Raw genomic sequence first — 14,227 nt, 5'->3', positions numbered from 1 at the left:
TGAGGCATGCGATCGCGAGCCTGGTCTTATGGACCGGCTGTCGTGCGGCCATAGGCCCGTAGCTCAGCCTGGTTAGAGCGCACGCCTGATAAGCGTGAGGTCGGCAGTTCGAGTCTGCCCGGGCCTACCAGCCCAGGCTGGACCTTAGCCTACGACGCGTACCGACAAGCTCTCCTGAGCTTCGCACTGTTCCTGTTGGAATGGGGCCATAGCTCAGTTGGTAGAGCGCCTGCTTTGCAAGCAGGATGTCGTCGGTTCGACTCCGTCTGGCTCCACCAGGTACCGCAGATCGTACAGAGATTGCTTCAGCCGCTTCGGCGCTGAAGCATTGATATTGTGAAGGAAGAATTGGTCCGGCCCCTCATAGGCTTTGAGGACCTGTTCGAGAGAAGACATTGTCTGACAAAAATCAGGCAGGGACCCGCCGGCATTTCTTTCCAGTCGGCTGGATCATCCCTGCATGAGTTTTGCTGAGAAACGATCAAGCGTTGAAGGGCTTCTGACGGATGCCTTGGCGTAGAGAGGCGATGAAGGACGTGGCAAGCTGCGATAAGAACCGGGGAGGCGCTAGCACCCTTTGATCCGGTTATTTCCGAATGGGGAAACCCACCTTTACAGTCTTCCAACTTTGTTCTCCCCCATTCCTTCTGGAGTGTGGAGGGCAAGGATTGGCGGATTGTTCAAAGGTATAATGACCTGAATACATAGGGTTCATTAAGCAAACCCGGGGAACTGAAACATCTCAGTACCCGGAGGAAAGGACATCAACCGAGACTCCCGTAGTAGTGGCGAGCGAACCGGGACCAGGCCAGTGCTCTTGTGATATAAAGCCGAACGATCTGGAAAGGTCGGCCATAGCGGGTGAAAGCCCCGTAGGCGTCAAATAGCAAGAGACTCGAGTAGGGCGGGACACGTGAAATCCTGTCTGAACATGGGGGGACCACCCTCCAAGCCTAAGTACTCCTCTACGACCGATAGTGAACAAGTACCGTGAGGGAAAGGTGAAAAGCACCCCGACAAGGGGAGTGAAACAGATCCTGAAATCGGAAGCCTACAAGCAGTCGGAGCCCCCAAGCGGGGTGACGGCGTACCTTTTGTATAATGGGTCAGCGACTTCATGTGTCGAGCAAGCTTAAGCCGTTAGGTGTAGGCGCAGCGAAAGCGAGTCTGAACAGGGCGCTAAGTTCGACGTATGACGACCCGAAACTAGGTGATCTATCCATGAGCAGGATGAAGGTAAGGTAACACTTACTGGAGGTCCGAACCCGTGAATGTTGAAAAATTCTGGGATGACTTGTGGATAGGGGTGAAAGGCCAATCAAACCTAGACATAGCTGGTTCTCCGCGAAATCTATTTAGGTAGAGCGTCCGACGAATTCCTCAGGGGGTAGAGCACTGGATGGTTGCGGGCTGCGCGAGCGGTACCAATACTAACCAAACTCCGAATACCTGAGAGAACTATCGGGCAGACACACGGCGGGTGCTAACGTCCGTCGTGAAAAGGGAAACAACCCTAACCATCATCTAAGGCCCCCAAGTACTGGCTAAGTGGGAAACGATGTGGGATTGCTTTGACAATCAGGAGGTTGGCTTAGAAGCAGCCATCCTTTAAAGAAAGCGTAACAGCTCACTGATCAAGCGATCCTGCGCGGAAAATGTAACGGGGCTCAAGCCAGTCGCCGAAGATATGGGTTCACGTAAGTGAGCGGTAGCGGAGCGTTCCGTAAGCCGGTGAAGGTCAGGCGTGAGCCTGGCTGGAGGTATCGGAAGTGAGAATGCTGACATGAGTAACGATAAGGAGTGTGAGAGACACTCCCGCCGAAAGACCAAGGGTTCCTGCGTAAAGCTAATCTGCGCAGGGTTAGTCGGCCCCTAAGGCGAGGCTGAAAAGCGTAGTCGATGGGAAGCAGGTAAATATTCCTGCACCAGCCAGAAGTGACGGATGGCGCAACTTGTCAGGGCTTATTGGATTGTCCTGGCAGGGAAGTTGTCCCTGGAAATAACTCTGGCAGAGACCGTACCCGAAACCGACACAGGTGGTCAGGTAGAGCATACCAAGGCGCTTGAGAGAACTGTGCTGAAGGAACTCGGCAAATTGCACGCGTAACTTCGGAATAAGCGTGACTCTGCTTAGGGCAACCTTTGCAGAGTGGCACAAGCCAGGGGGTAGCGACTGTTTAGCAAAAACACAGGGCTCTGCGAAGCAGCAATGCGACGTATAGGGTCTGACGCCTGCCCGGTGCCTGAAGGTTAAAGGGAGTTGTGAAAGCGACGAACTGAAGCCCAGGTAAACGGCGGCCGTAACTATAACGGTCCTAAGGTAGCGAAATTCCTTGTCGGGTAAGTTCCGACCTGCACGAATGGCGTAACGACTTCCCCACTGTCTCCAGCACAGGCTCAGTGAAATTGAATTCCCCGTGAAGATGCGGGGTTCCCGCGGTCAGACGGAAAGACCCTATGAACCTTTACTATAGCTTCGCCTTGGCGTTAGCGACCGTATGTGTAGGATAGGTGGGAGGCTATGAAACCGGGGCGCCAGCTCTGGTGGAGCCATCCTTGAAATACCACCCTTACTGTCGTTGACGTCTAACCGAGGGCCGTTATCCGGTCCCGGGACATGGCGTGGTGGGTAGTTTGACTGGGGCGGTCGCCTCCTAAAGTGTAACGGAGGCGCGCGATGGTGGGCTCAGACCGGTCGGAAATCGGTCGTCGAGTGCAATGGCATAAGCCCGCCTGACTGCGAGACTGACAAGTCGAGCAGAGACGAAAGTCGGCCATAGTGATCCGGTGGTCCCGCGTGGAAGGGCCATCGCTCAACGGATAAAAGGTACTCTAGGGATAACAGGCTGATTTTGCCCAAGAGTCCATATCGACGGCAAAGTTTGGCACCTCGATGTCGGCTCATCACATCCTGGGGCTGGAGCAGGTCCCAAGGGTTCGGCTGTTCGCCGATTAAAGTGGTACGTGAGCTGGGTTCAGAACGTCGTGAGACAGTTTGGTCCCTATCTGCCGTGGGTGTTCGAAGCTTGAGAGGATCTGTCCCTAGTACGAGAGGACCGGGATGGACATACCTCTGGTGGACCTGTCATGACGCCAGTTGTGCAGCAGGGTAGCTAAGTATGGAATAGATAACCGCTGAAAGCATCTAAGCGGGAAACTAACCTCAAAACAAGGCTTCGCTGAGGATCGTGGAAGACTACCACGTTGATAGGCCAGGTGTGGAAGCGCGGCGACGCGTGAAGCTTACTGGTACTAATAATCCGATCGGCTTGATCGTTTCTCAGCAAAACTCATTCGATTTTTCGAATACGACAATGTCTTCTCATACAATCTGATATCCGCTTGGTTGACCTGGTGGTTATGTCGGAGGTTCCCCACCCGATCCCATCCCGAACTCGGTCGTTAAGCCCTCCAGAGCCAATGGTACTATGTCTCAAGGCATGGGAGAGTAGGTCGCCGCCGGGTCTACCAAGCGGATATCGGATTGTATGTCTTCTCGAACATCTTCCTTCACAAAGCCGCTCTTGCCGCGGGATGGAGCAGCCCGGTAGCTCGTCAGGCTCATAACCTGAAGGTCGCAGGTTCAAATCCTGCTCCCGCACCCAAGATACAGAAGCCCCTCAGATATCCCCTGAGGGGCTTTTTGCTGTCCGGGCAAAGGCCGTCGACGAGGATGGCCCATCATTGCGAGGGACGGACAAGACTCTACCATGTGCTCCCGGAAGCGAGCGGCATACTCCTACAGATGTGAGCTTGGCTGGAAAAATACGTTCCCCACCCAATGCGAACACAACTCGACTGGGAATTGCTAACCGCCTGAGGCCCTGCGGGCTGCAAACGCCAATAGTGTGGATCGGTACAACCGCACTGAGACACTGCAGCACTTTCAGCGCTTCAAAGTCTCGCCCACGGAAATAGTATCTGCGTGACCGAGGTTCACGGGATTTCGATGTCGCGGTTTTCCAACGTACGGAAAATGAGCATGCCATTGCTTTCGCACGGCACGGCACGGCACGGCACGTCAACGACTCGCTGAAGCCCGTCGATCCAACGCGGATGAAGAAAGCGCGTTCGGCGGCCTCGAAGTGTCCCCCGACGATCGTTTCGCCATCTGGCGTCAGATATATCGTATCGACTGACAATCCCGCCAGGATCTTGCATCGATCTCGCTTGCCATCCCTGATGGGTTGGTCGCGCTTGGCTGGATTTGCCAGCTATTGCGCTACCTTAGCATCGTCGGGGCCTCGCGGGGTGCACCGAGGCGGAAATCGCGACCATCACCGGTCATAGCCTTCGCGACGTCGGCGCGGTCCTCGATGCCCACTACCTTCGATGCGATCACCAGCTCGCAGTTTCAGTAATCGCGAAGCTCGAAACGAGAACGAAACTGCAAAACGGAATGCAAAACAGTGGTCTTGGATGTCCTAATGTTCCGCCTAGTGTCGGCCGAACACCTCTTCGATTTCAATATATTGGACAATGGTGGGTGATGTAGGGTTCGAACCTACGACCCGCTGATTAAGAGTCAGCTGCTCTACCAACTGAGCTAATCACCCGTACCATCCGTCGCGCGGTCGTCGTCGACGTCCCGCGAAGGGGGCGGAAATAGAGACATCGGCCACGGGATGCAAGGCTTTTCCGCGCGGTGTTTCGGATCGCCGCAGGGCGGTCTAGCATCCCGGCGGAATCGGTCCGGAAAGGGCCATCGGGGGAGTAGAGCGAATGGCCTTCTGGAACCGGCGCAAGTCGATCGACGCGATGCATCAGGCATCGGACGGACCACGGCTGAAGGCGACCCTGAGCTGGCCGCACCTGTTGGCGCTGGGCGTCGGGGCTATCGTGGGGACGGGCATCCTGACCCTGATCGGCGTCGGCGCCGGGCTGGCGGGACCGGCGGTGATGATCAGCTTCGGTTTGGCCGGACTGGTCTGCGCCTGTGCGGCCCTCGCCTATGCCGAGCTGTCGACCATGATGCCGCAGGCAGGCAGCGCCTATGCCTATTCCTACGCCGTGCTGGGCGAACTGATCGCGTGGATCGTGGGCTGGAGCCTTATTCTCGAGTATTCGCTGGTCGTCTCGGCCGTGGCCGTCGGGTGGTCGGGCTATGCGGTCGGCTTCCTGACCGGGCTGGGCATCGACCTGCCGACCGCTCTGACGGTGGGACCCCATGTCGCAGGCGGGTTGGTCAACCTGCCGGCCGTTGCGATCATCGGCGTGGTGACCGGTCTGCTGCTGCTCGGCACGAAGGAGAGCGCGACGCTGAACGCGGTGCTGGTGGTGATCAAGGTCTTGGCCCTGATCGCCTTCGTGGCCATCGCCCTGCCGGCCTTCGATGCGGCCAACTTCACGCCCTTCATGCCCAACGGCTTCGGAGCGCCGACCCTGCCGTTCCAGGAACTGATCACCGGACAGCCGGTCGTGCAGACGGGCGTGATGGCGGCGGCGGCGATCATCTTCTTCGCCTTCTACGGCTTCGACGCCATCTCGACGGCGGCAGAAGAAACCAAGAAGCCCGAGCGCGACCTGGCCATCGGCATTGTCGGCTCGATGCTGATCTGCACGGTCCTGTATCTGGTCGTGGCGGCCGCTGCGATCGGCGCGCGGCCGGTCGAGAGCTTCGCGGCCAGCCCGGAGCCGCTTGCCCTGATCCTGCGCGAGATGGGGCAGGGGACGGCGGCGCAGTGGATCGCGGCGAGCGCCGTCATCGCCCTGCCGACCGTTCTGCTGGCCTTCCTGTTCGGCCAAAGCCGCATCTTCCTGGGCATGGCGCGGGACGGGCTGTTGCCGACGTCGCTGGCCAAGATCTCGTCGCGCGGCGTGCCGGCGGTGGTGACGGTGTTCACCGCCATCGTTGTGGCGGCGCTGGCCGGTGTGATGCGACTGGACGAGCTGGCCTCGCTGGCCAACGCCGGGACGCTCGCGGCCTTCGCGGCGGTGGGTGTCAGCCTGATCGTTCTGCGCCTGCGTGACCCGAACCGGGTGCGGATGTTCAAGGCCCCGCTTTGGTGGCTGGTCGGGGCGATCACCATCGTCGGCTGCGTCGTTTTCTTCTTCAGCCTGCAGACCCGGACCCAGCTGTACTTCCTGTACTGGAACCTCGGCGGGCTGGTCGTCTACTTCCTCTGGTCGTCGCGGAACGCGCGTCTGGCCAGGAACCCGGACCAGGCCGCCTGATGTCCCGCCGCGACCTTTCGGGCGCCGTCGACTTCTCGGTCCTGGACCGGACGACGGGCGGCGACGACGGGGTCGCGGAGGAGGTCCTCGGCCTGTTTGTGCAGCAGGCCGAGATGTGGTCGCAGATGCTGGACGCCCGGATCGAGGGCTGGCGTGACGCCGTGCATACGATCCGGGGCGCGGCGGCGGGGATCGGGGCCGGGGCGCTGGCCGAGGTCTGCGCCGACGCCGAGGCGGCGGAGAAGGACGTGGCGCCGGCGAAGCTGGATCACGTCAGAGACGCGCTGGATCAGGCCTTGGCCGACGTCGCGGCCTGGCGGCACGAACTCATGCTGAGGTCGCTGAAGGGTTAGGGAACGAAGCCGTCGACCAGATAGACGCGCGAGGTCGAGGCGGCCTCCCGGATCTTCAGCGCGGCCTGGTACTCCGGCGAGGCGCGCCAGCCGATGGCGGTTTCCCGGTCGGGGAACTCAAGGACGACGACGCGTGCGGCAGGCGGTTCTCCGACGATGGCCGAGCCGGCGCCGCCGCGCACGATATAGCGGCCGCCGTGGGCCGCGACCGTCGGCCCGGCGAGTTTCGCGTATTCGGCATAGGCCTCCGGGTCGGAGACGACGATCTCGTGGATCTCATAGGCGAGAGGCATGACCAGCTCCTTCAGCTGCGCGTGCGGTCGTAGACGCCGAACTCGTGGGCGATGCAGCGGTCGATCAGCAGGCGCCAGACCGGCTCGGCGATGTCCCGCGACAGGTGATGAGCGTCGGCGCTGGCGAGCACTTTCGAGACGACATCCTCGATCCGGGCGTCGTCGTGGACCGCGTCGCGGTTCGGCTTGATGCGGGCGGCGGCGTCCATGTAGCGCTGGCGCTCGGCCAGCAGGGCGACAAGGGCGCGGTCGAGCGCGTCGACGCCCTGGCGGACCTCGGCCATCGACTGGCAGGCGGCGGGATCGACGCGGGCGTCCACGGCGACGATCCGGGGGTGGTTTTCAGCCGACAAAGGCGCGCTCCAGAACGTAGTCGCCGGGCTCGGCATTGGAGCCCTCCTTCATGCCGAAGCCTTCGAGGAGTTCCGCGGTCTCCTTGATCATGGCCATGGAGCCGCACAGCATGACCCGGTCGCGGTCGGGCGAGAAGCCGTGCGGCAGGCCGAGGTCTGTGAAGACGGCGCCGGACGAGATGCGGTCGGTGATGCGGCCCGGCGTCTCGAAGTCCTCGCGGGTCACTGTCGGATAGTAGGTCAGCTGGGTCTTCGCCTCATCGCCGATCAGGGGATCCTCATGGATGCCCGAGGTGAGGAAGTCGCGGTAGCTGAGGTCGGCCACGTTACGCACCGTGTGGCAGACGATGACGCGGCCGAAGCGGCTGTAGGTGTCGGGATCGCGGGCGACGCTGAGCCAGGGCGCCAGACCCGTGCCGGTCCCGATCAGCCACAGGGTCTGGCCGCCGGTCAGGGCGTCCAGCACCAGGGTGCCGGTCGGCTTCTTGCCCATCAGCACGGTGTCGCCGGCCTTGATATTCACCAGACGCGAGGTCAGGGGACCGTCGGGCACGGCGATGGAGAGAAACTCCAGCTCCTCGTCCCAGCTGGGGCTGGCGATGGAGTAGGCGCGCAGGACGGGCTTGCCGCCATCGGCGCCGGGCAGGCCGATCATGACGAACTCGCCCGAACGGAAGCGGAAGTCCTCGGGGCGGGCCACGCGGAAGCTGAACAGCTGGTCGGTCCAGCGATGGACCCACTGAACCTCGAGCTCGTGGAAGGCCGATGGCTTGGGCGGCGGCGGGGAGAGGGCGGCGTCGGTCATTGCGGGTCTTCTAGGCGGACGGGCGAAGGGAAGAAAGGCGCCGCAATGTCTCCCTCTCCCAATGGGGGAGGGCTTGAGGTTCGGAGAGCGAAGCGATCCGCAAACCGAAAGGGTGAGGGTCGCTCCTCACCGGCCTGCACCCAACCCTCACCCTTTCGCGCAAGACCGATCGCTGACGCTCTCGGGCGCTCAAGCCCTCTCCCACCGGGAGAGGAAAGCAAGGGGCGTGACGCGGCCGATTTCTGCGACTAGCGTCCGCGCCCATGCGCACAGTTCTTCTTGCTTCCGTCTTCGCCCTGACGGCCGGTTCGGCCTTCGCTCAAGCAAACCCCGCCGTGCTCACGCCGGAGCGGGTCTTCGCCAACCCCAGCCTGAACGGCCCGGTGGCCCAAGGGGTCAGCCTGTCCCCCGACGGCGAACTGGTCGCCTTCCTGAGAGCGCGCGAGGACGATGTCTCCGTGCTGGACCTGTGGGCGGCGCCGACGGGAGCGGGCGAACCGTTCAAGCTTATCGACGCGCGGGCCCTGGTTCCCGACGCCGGCGAGCTGTCGGAGGCCGAGAAGGCGCGGCGCGAGCGGATGCGGATCTCGCAGCGCGGCGTGGTCGAATATTCGTGGGACGAACAGGGGCGCTACATCCTCGCGCCGCTGGAAGGCGACATCTTCCTGGCCAGCCGAGAGGGGGGAGAAATCCGCCGCCTGACGGAGACCGAGGCCGACGAGATCGACGCCAAGGTCAGCCCCGAGGGCAACTATGTCTCCTTCGTGCGCGACCAGGATCTGGTGGTCATGAATCTGGCCTCGGGCGACGAGCAGGCCATCACGACGGACGGCGACGGTCTGATCACCTGGGGCACGGCGGAGTTCATCGCCCAGGAGGAGATGGACCGCGACACCGGCTACTGGTGGAGCCCGGACGAGAAATTCATCGCCCTGCAGCGGACCGATGAGACGCCCGTCGACATCATCCCGCGCCTCGACATCACCGGCGGCGGCGCGAGCGTGGTCGAGCAGCGCTATCCGCGCGCGGGCCGGCCCAACGCCATCGTCGAACTGTATGTGCAGGACCTTGCGGCCGGGCGCCGGGTCAAGGTCGATCTGGGGACCAACACCGACATCTATTTGGGTCGGGTGAACTGGTCGGCGGACGGAAAAATCCTCTACGTCCAGCGCGAGTCGCGGGACCAGCAGACGCTGGACCTGCTGCGCGTCGATCCGGCGACGGGCGCGTCCCAGGTGATCGCGACCCAGACCTCGGACGCCTGGGTCGATCTGACGGACGACTTCAAGGCGCTGAGCGACGGCCGCTTCATCTGGTCGGACGAAAGTACGGGCTGGCGGCACCTGTATCTGTACGACGCCGACGGCACGAAGATTCGCGCGATCACTTCGGGCGAGTGGCCGGTCAAGGCGCTGAACGGCGTCAACGAGCGGACGGGCGAGGTCTTCTTCACCGCTTCGATGCGCAACGGGCGCGAACTGCCGATCGAGCAGCAGCTGTTCCGCGCCAGCATGAACCGGGCCGTGACGCCGGTCGCGATCACCCCGGCCGGCGGCTGGTGGAGCGCCTCGGTCAACCGGACGGCGACGGCCTATGTCGGAGACTATTCCGATCCGGCGACGCCGCCGCAGTCGGCCTTGTACCGGATCGACGGCACGCGGGTGCGCTGGATCGAGGAGAACCGGCTGGCAGAAGGGCATCCGTTCTTCCCCTTCGTGTCGCGGATGCAGGAGCCGGAGTTCGGCACGCTGGAGAGCCACGGCGAGACCCTGATGTGGCGGATGCAGACGCCGCCCGACTTCGATCCGACCAAAACCTATCCCGTCGTGATGCAGGTCTATGGCGGTCCCAGCACCGGCGCAGGCGTCAAACGCAGCTGGCAATCGACTACCAATCAACTGTTGACCGAGGCGGGATACATCGTCTTCCGCCTCGACAATCGCGGCGAGGGCGACCGCTCCGCCGCCTATCGGCATTCGATCTACCGCCAGATGGGCGTGATTGAGATCGAGGATCAGGTGTTGGCCGCCAACTACCTGAGATCGCTGCCCTACGTCGACGACAGCCGCATCGCCATGATGGGCTGGTCCTATGGCGGATTCATGAGCCTGAGGGCCATCACTGAGCCGGCGATGGGGCTGGCCTCGGCCGCGGTCGGGGCTCCGCCCAGCGACTGGAGCCTCTACGACACCCACTATACCGAGCGGTTCATGTCGACGCCGGAGGACAATCCCGAAGGCTACGCTCAGGCCGACGCCATCCCGCGTCTGGATAACCTGACCGGCCGGATGCTGCTGATGCACGGCATGGCGGACGACAACGTCATTCTCGAGAACTCGACGCGCGTCATCGACGCGCTTCAGGCGAAATCCATTCCGTTCGAACTGATGCTCTATCCGGGGCAGCGGCATGGCGTTCGGGGCAACGAAAGGCAGCTGCAACAATGGCGCATGTATCTCGACTTCCTCGATCGCACGATCGGATCGCGGGCGCCGTCGGCGGACTGATCCTCGCCGCGGTCACGGCCTCTCTCGGGGGATGCGCGACCGATGAAGCGGAGTTTTCGCGCGTGACTGTGGCGAGCACAGTCGAAGGCTCATTGTTCACGCATCTGACGCGAGCGACGCCGTTCATCATCGCGCGCGATGAGACGCGAAGGCCCGGCGCCCCGGACGGCTGGAACAGTCTGATCAGGTTGGCAGACCCGGCGTCCTACAGCGATTGGGGCGACCGGACCGGCCCCTTGGGCGGCGTCGCGATCCTGCTGAAGGACAATATCGAGACGGCGGACATGCCGACGACAGCCGGGTCGCTGGCGCTGCAAAACAACGCGCCGGGTCGCGATGCGCCTCTGGTCGCCAGGCTGCGTGCCTCCGGAGCGGTTATCCTCGGCAAGACCAATCTTTCGGAGTGGGCCAACATCCGGTCGACGCGATCGATCAGCGGATGGAGCGCGGTCGGCGGCCTGACGCCCAATCCGTATGACACGACTCGAACGGCATGTGGATCGTCCTCCGGCAGCGCGGTCGCCGTCGCGATCGGTCTCGCTCCTGCGGCCATCGGTACAGAGACGAACGGCTCCATCGTCTGTCCTGCCTCTGTCAACGGCGTCGTGGGCTTCAAGCCGACTGTGGGGTTGGTCAGTCGCACCCACATCGTGCCCATTAGCCACAGCCAGGACACAGCGGGTCCCATCGCGCGCACGGTCGAAGACGCGGCCATGGTTTTGACGGTGATCGCCGGATCGGATCCGCTGGATACGGCTACGGCCGAGGCCGATGCGCGCAAGGTCGATTACCGCTCGGCGCTGGATGCGAACTCCCTGCGCGGGGCACGGATCGGGGTGATGCGGTCCCTCGCGAACAACTTCTCCGACGACACCAAGGCCGCGTTCGAGACGTCGCTGCAGGCCATGCGCGACGCGGGCGCCGAACTGGTCGAGATCGCCGAGGGGCCGGACATGCGGGCCATCGGCGGGGCGCAGCTGACGGTCCTGCTCACCGAGCTGAAGGTCGACCTCAACGCCTATCTGGCCTCGACGGACCCGGAACAGGTGCCGACGCGGACTCTCGCCGAGGTCATCGCCTTCAACGCCGCCGAACCGCGCGAGACCGTGCTGTTCGGACAGGAGCTGTTCGAGCGGGCCGAGGCGACCGGCGGGCTGGAAGACCCGGCCTATGTGACGGCGCGCGAGACCTCGCTGAGGCTGTCCGGCGTCGAGGGCATCGACCGGATGATGGCCGAGAACCGGGTCGTGGCCCTGGTCTCGCCGACGACCTCGCGCGCCTGGACCAATGATCGTGAGGACGACGACGAGGGGCAGGGATCGGCCAGCACGCTCGCCGCGGTCGCCGGCTATCCACACCTGACCGTGCCGATGGGACTGGATCGCGGCATGCCGGTTGGGATCAGCTTCATGGCCGGCAAGTGGCAGGACGCGACAGTTCTGTCGCTGGGCTACGCGTTCGAGCAGAAGACGCATGCGAGAGTGGCGCCGTCGACGCCCTAACGTTGGCAATTGGACCTAGGAACCTGACCGCAAGCGGCGCAGTTTCGCCGTCATGGAAAAGCTGTTCGTTCGTTTCGCGACCCTGACCGCCAAGATCGCGGGCAAGCCGTGGACCTTCATCGCCTGCGTGGGGATCGTACTGGTCTGGGCGGTGTCGGGGCCGATCTTCAAGTTCAGCGAGACCTGGCAGCTGGTGATCAACACCGGCACGACCATCATCACCTTCCTGATGGTGTTCCTGATCCAGAACACCCAGAACCGCGACGGGGCGGCGATGCAGGCCAAGCTGGACGAGCTGGTCTATGCGGTGAAGAAGGCCGACGCACGCTTCATCGGCATCGAACACCTGACCGAACGGGAGCTCGACAAGATTCTGGAAGAGGTCGAGAAGCGGGGGCAGGAGGTCCATGCCGGCAAGCCGGCTCGTCCCATCAAGGGCAAGCCTGCGGTTCGCGCCGAAGACGTGGAGGCGCTCCAGCCCAAGGCGGCGACACCGGCCGCCGAGCGCAAGCCTGTCGCCCGATCGCGCGCCGGGGCCAAGGCGTGAGCGACCTGCTCGCCAATGTCTTCGGCACGGCGGCGGCGGCCTGTTCGATCGTCAGTTTCGCGCCGCAGATGATCAAGATCTGGAAAGAGCGGGACGCCTCTTCCGTGTCGCTGAAGACCTATTCGCTGACGGTGACCTGTTTCGTGCTTTGGGTCGCCTACGGCGTGCTGAGCGGGGCGTGGCCCATCATCGTCGCCAACGCGTCGGCGCTGGTGATGGCGAGCGGGGTGCTGGTCATGAAGTGGCGGTTCCGCGACGGGGACCCGGCGAAGGGTTAGATCGCGAGGCTGTTCAGCCAGTCTTCCAGATTGGTGTAGCCGTCGCCGTCGCTGTCGGCGGCGCCGTCGGCGGTTGCGGGATCGAGACCGTGGGCGGTCTCCCAGGCGTCGGGCATGCCGTCGGCGTCGGTGTCGGTCCAGGGCGTTCCGGGAGCGAGATCGGGCCAGCCGCCGACATCGGTCTGGGAGTTGATGATCCGGCCCGTGCCGTCGACGACTCCGGCGACGATGCGGGCGTCCACGGCGTCCCGCGCATGGGAGGCGCCGGCCTTGGTGAGGACTGCCGCCCAGGCCTGATCCGCCGTTTCGGCCGCGCCCATGGCCCAGTCGGGGAGGGCGGTCAGACGGTAACCGGGGGTGTCGTCGCCGGTCACCGGAGCCCAGGGATCGGCGGGGACGACGCCGTCGATGCTGTTGCCCTCGAACCAGGCGTGGGCGACGGAGGACTCTTCCTCGAAGATAACCGCGCCGGTCGAATCCGGGCCGCGCCTGTAGGCGTTGCCGGCGAAGACATAGGTCGAGATCGTCGCGGGATCCTTGTCGGAGTTGTAGCCGGCATGACCCTGACCCCAGTCGTAGAAGACGTTGCTGACGAACTCGAAACGCGGGCCGACTGGGTCGATGTCAGGCGTCAGATAATTGCCGGGTCGGGGCATGCGGGCGCGGTGGGCGGCCCACAGATTGTGGTGGAAGGTGAAGCGGGCCCCGCGATTGCCGCGCACCAGCGAGCCGTAGCCGTGGTCGCCCTTGGAATGGGTCGACAGGTTCAGGCTCTCGGCGATGATCGACCACTGTACGGTGACGGCGTCGATGACGCGGTCGCGGCTGCCGATCGACAGGGTCTCGTCCACCGACCAGGAGGCCGAGACGTGGTCGAGGATGATGCGTTCGCCCCGGTCGATGGTCACCGCATCCGTCTCGACCCCTTCCTCGTCGCCGAGGCGTGAGCGGATATAGCGGATCACCACGTCGTCGGCCGAGATCAGCAGGGGCTGGCCCCTCAGGGTGATGCCGCCGCCGGGGGCGGTCTGGCCGGCGATGGTCAGGCGGGGCTCGCGGATGCGCAGCGGCGTGGCCAGCCGGATTGTCCCGCCGATGTCGAAGACGACCGTGCGCGGACCGTCCGTCTCCACTGCGGCGCGCAGGCTGCCGGGCCCCGAATCGTTTAGATTGGTGACGCGCAGAACCGCACCGCCGCGCCCGCCAATGGCCATGAGACCGGCGCCGAGCGCGCCGGGGAAGGCGACGATTTCGGTCGCGTCTGCCTGTCCAGGCGTCGCCGCGGTGGCGCAGCCGGCGGCTGTGGCGAGAATGCCAGCCGCCACGCTTGCCTGAAGGAGACGGGTTGCAAGATCGGTCTTCATCGGGTTAGGCTCGCCATTGATACCGGTGTCAGGTCGCTTGTCGTCCGCAAA

The 14,227-nt window shown here is 63.5% G+C and carries 10 protein-coding genes, 4 tRNA genes and 2 rRNA genes; 11 read left to right on the top strand and 5 right to left on the bottom strand.

Annotated features, from left to right (window positions below; genetic code table 11):
- The first annotated feature begins 52 nt into the window (after positions 1–52).
- The 5 genes from ACQY68_RS13210 to ACQY68_RS13190 all read left to right on the top strand — a co-directional run bounded on the left by ACQY68_RS13210 (position 53) and on the right by ACQY68_RS13190 (position 3,605).
- Positions 53–130, top strand: a tRNA-Ile gene (locus tag ACQY68_RS13210).
- Positions 131–202: 72 nt separating this feature from the next.
- Positions 203–278: transfer RNA gene (locus tag ACQY68_RS13205), tRNA-Ala, on the top strand.
- A gap of 201 nt (positions 279–479) precedes the next feature.
- Positions 480–3,277, top strand: a 23S ribosomal RNA gene (locus ACQY68_RS13200).
- 73 nt (positions 3,278–3,350) lie between these two features.
- A 5S ribosomal RNA gene (gene rrf / locus ACQY68_RS13195) occupies positions 3,351–3,465 on the top strand.
- Positions 3,466–3,528: 63 nt separating this feature from the next.
- A tRNA-Met gene (locus ACQY68_RS13190) sits at positions 3,529–3,605 on the top strand.
- A gap of 875 nt (positions 3,606–4,480) precedes the next feature.
- Here the strand turns inward: ACQY68_RS13190 and ACQY68_RS13185 are convergent.
- Positions 4,481–4,556 (bottom strand) — tRNA-Lys (locus tag ACQY68_RS13185).
- Between the two features lie 166 nt (positions 4,557–4,722).
- Here ACQY68_RS13185 and ACQY68_RS13180 point away from each other — a divergent pair.
- Both ACQY68_RS13180 and ACQY68_RS13175 read left to right on the top strand, forming a co-directional pair.
- Complete coding sequence (locus ACQY68_RS13180) at positions 4,723–6,174, top strand: amino acid permease (protein WP_428149926.1); 1,452 nt, start codon at positions 4,723–4,725, stop codon at positions 6,172–6,174.
- Positions 6,174–6,527, top strand: coding sequence for an Hpt domain-containing protein (locus tag ACQY68_RS13175; RefSeq protein ID WP_428149924.1), 354 nt, complete (start codon positions 6,174–6,176; stop codon positions 6,525–6,527). The genes ACQY68_RS13180 and ACQY68_RS13175 overlap by 1 nt, the downstream gene beginning before the upstream one ends.
- Here ACQY68_RS13175 and ACQY68_RS13170 read toward each other — a convergent pair.
- Genes ACQY68_RS13170 through ACQY68_RS13160 form a run of 3 tightly spaced genes read right to left on the bottom strand, consistent with a single transcriptional unit; the run spans position 6,524 to position 7,978 of the window.
- On the bottom strand, positions 6,524–6,820 hold the full coding sequence (locus tag ACQY68_RS13170; RefSeq protein WP_428149923.1) for a DUF1330 domain-containing protein: 297 nt from the start codon (positions 6,818–6,820) through the stop codon (positions 6,524–6,526). The two genes, ACQY68_RS13175 and ACQY68_RS13170, sit on opposite strands and share 4 nt — an antisense overlap.
- An 11-nt stretch (positions 6,821–6,831) precedes the next feature.
- Positions 6,832–7,104, bottom strand: a complete 273-nt coding sequence (locus ACQY68_RS13165) for a chorismate mutase (protein ID WP_428152664.1) — start codon at positions 7,102–7,104, stop codon at positions 6,832–6,834.
- Positions 7,105–7,162: 58 nt separating this feature from the next.
- Complete coding sequence (locus ACQY68_RS13160) at positions 7,163–7,978, bottom strand: ferredoxin--NADP reductase (RefSeq protein WP_428149922.1); 816 nt, start codon at positions 7,976–7,978, stop codon at positions 7,163–7,165.
- Between the two features lie 263 nt (positions 7,979–8,241).
- Between ACQY68_RS13160 and ACQY68_RS13155 the strand changes: the two genes are divergently transcribed.
- Genes ACQY68_RS13155 through ACQY68_RS13140 form a run of 4 tightly spaced genes read left to right on the top strand, consistent with a single transcriptional unit; the run spans position 8,242 to position 12,812 of the window.
- Positions 8,242–10,485, top strand: a complete 2,244-nt coding sequence (locus ACQY68_RS13155) for a DPP IV N-terminal domain-containing protein (protein ID WP_428149920.1) — start codon at positions 8,242–8,244, stop codon at positions 10,483–10,485.
- A complete protein-coding gene (locus tag ACQY68_RS13150) occupies positions 10,422–11,987 on the top strand; it encodes an amidase (RefSeq protein ID WP_428149919.1) in 1,566 nt (521 codons plus the stop codon). Before ACQY68_RS13155 ends, ACQY68_RS13150 begins: the two co-directional genes overlap by 64 nt.
- Before the next feature lie 52 nt (positions 11,988–12,039).
- Complete coding sequence (locus tag ACQY68_RS13145; RefSeq protein ID WP_428149917.1) at positions 12,040–12,534, top strand: low affinity iron permease family protein; 495 nt, start codon at positions 12,040–12,042, stop codon at positions 12,532–12,534.
- Positions 12,531–12,812 (top strand): SemiSWEET family sugar transporter, encoded by a 282-nt coding sequence (locus ACQY68_RS13140; RefSeq protein WP_428149916.1) that lies wholly within the window; start codon positions 12,531–12,533, stop codon positions 12,810–12,812. Before ACQY68_RS13145 ends, ACQY68_RS13140 begins: the two co-directional genes overlap by 4 nt.
- On the opposite strand, the gene ACQY68_RS13135 is transcribed toward ACQY68_RS13140, so the two are convergent.
- On the bottom strand, positions 12,809–14,176 hold the full coding sequence (locus ACQY68_RS13135; RefSeq protein WP_428149914.1) for a pectate lyase family protein: 1,368 nt from the start codon (positions 14,174–14,176) through the stop codon (positions 12,809–12,811). The two genes, ACQY68_RS13140 and ACQY68_RS13135, sit on opposite strands and share 4 nt — an antisense overlap.
- Positions 14,177–14,227 lie beyond the last annotated feature (51 nt).

This window comes from Brevundimonas sp. (assembly GCF_965278935.1).
Lineage (GTDB): Bacteria > Pseudomonadota > Alphaproteobacteria > Caulobacterales > Caulobacteraceae > Brevundimonas.
The sequence above is the reverse complement of the archived record's forward strand: the minus strand, read 5'-3'. Positions and strand labels throughout refer to the sequence as shown.

Excerpts from the sequence above, each read along its gene's own strand:
- ACQY68_RS13180 (WP_428149926.1), top strand. The coding sequence starts at position 4,723 with ATGGCCTTCTGGAACCGGCGCAAGTCGATCGACGCGATGCATCAGGCA.
- ACQY68_RS13175 (WP_428149924.1), top strand. The coding sequence starts at position 6,174 with ATGTCCCGCCGCGACCTTTCGGGCGCCGTCGACTTCTCGGTCCTGGAC.
- ACQY68_RS13170 (WP_428149923.1), bottom strand. The coding sequence starts at position 6,820 with ATGCCTCTCGCCTATGAGATCCACGAGATCGTCGTCTCCGACCCGGAG.
- ACQY68_RS13165 (WP_428152664.1), bottom strand. The coding sequence starts at position 7,104 with ATGGCCGAGGTCCGCCAGGGCGTCGACGCGCTCGACCGCGCCCTTGTC.
- ACQY68_RS13160 (WP_428149922.1), bottom strand. The coding sequence starts at position 7,978 with ATGACCGACGCCGCCCTCTCCCCGCCGCCGCCCAAGCCATCGGCCTTC.
- ACQY68_RS13155 (WP_428149920.1), top strand. The coding sequence starts at position 8,242 with ATGCGCACAGTTCTTCTTGCTTCCGTCTTCGCCCTGACGGCCGGTTCG.
- ACQY68_RS13150 (WP_428149919.1), top strand. The coding sequence starts at position 10,422 with ATGGCGCATGTATCTCGACTTCCTCGATCGCACGATCGGATCGCGGGC.
- ACQY68_RS13145 (WP_428149917.1), top strand. The coding sequence starts at position 12,040 with ATGGAAAAGCTGTTCGTTCGTTTCGCGACCCTGACCGCCAAGATCGCG.
- ACQY68_RS13135 (WP_428149914.1), bottom strand. The coding sequence starts at position 14,176 with ATGAAGACCGATCTTGCAACCCGTCTCCTTCAGGCAAGCGTGGCGGCT.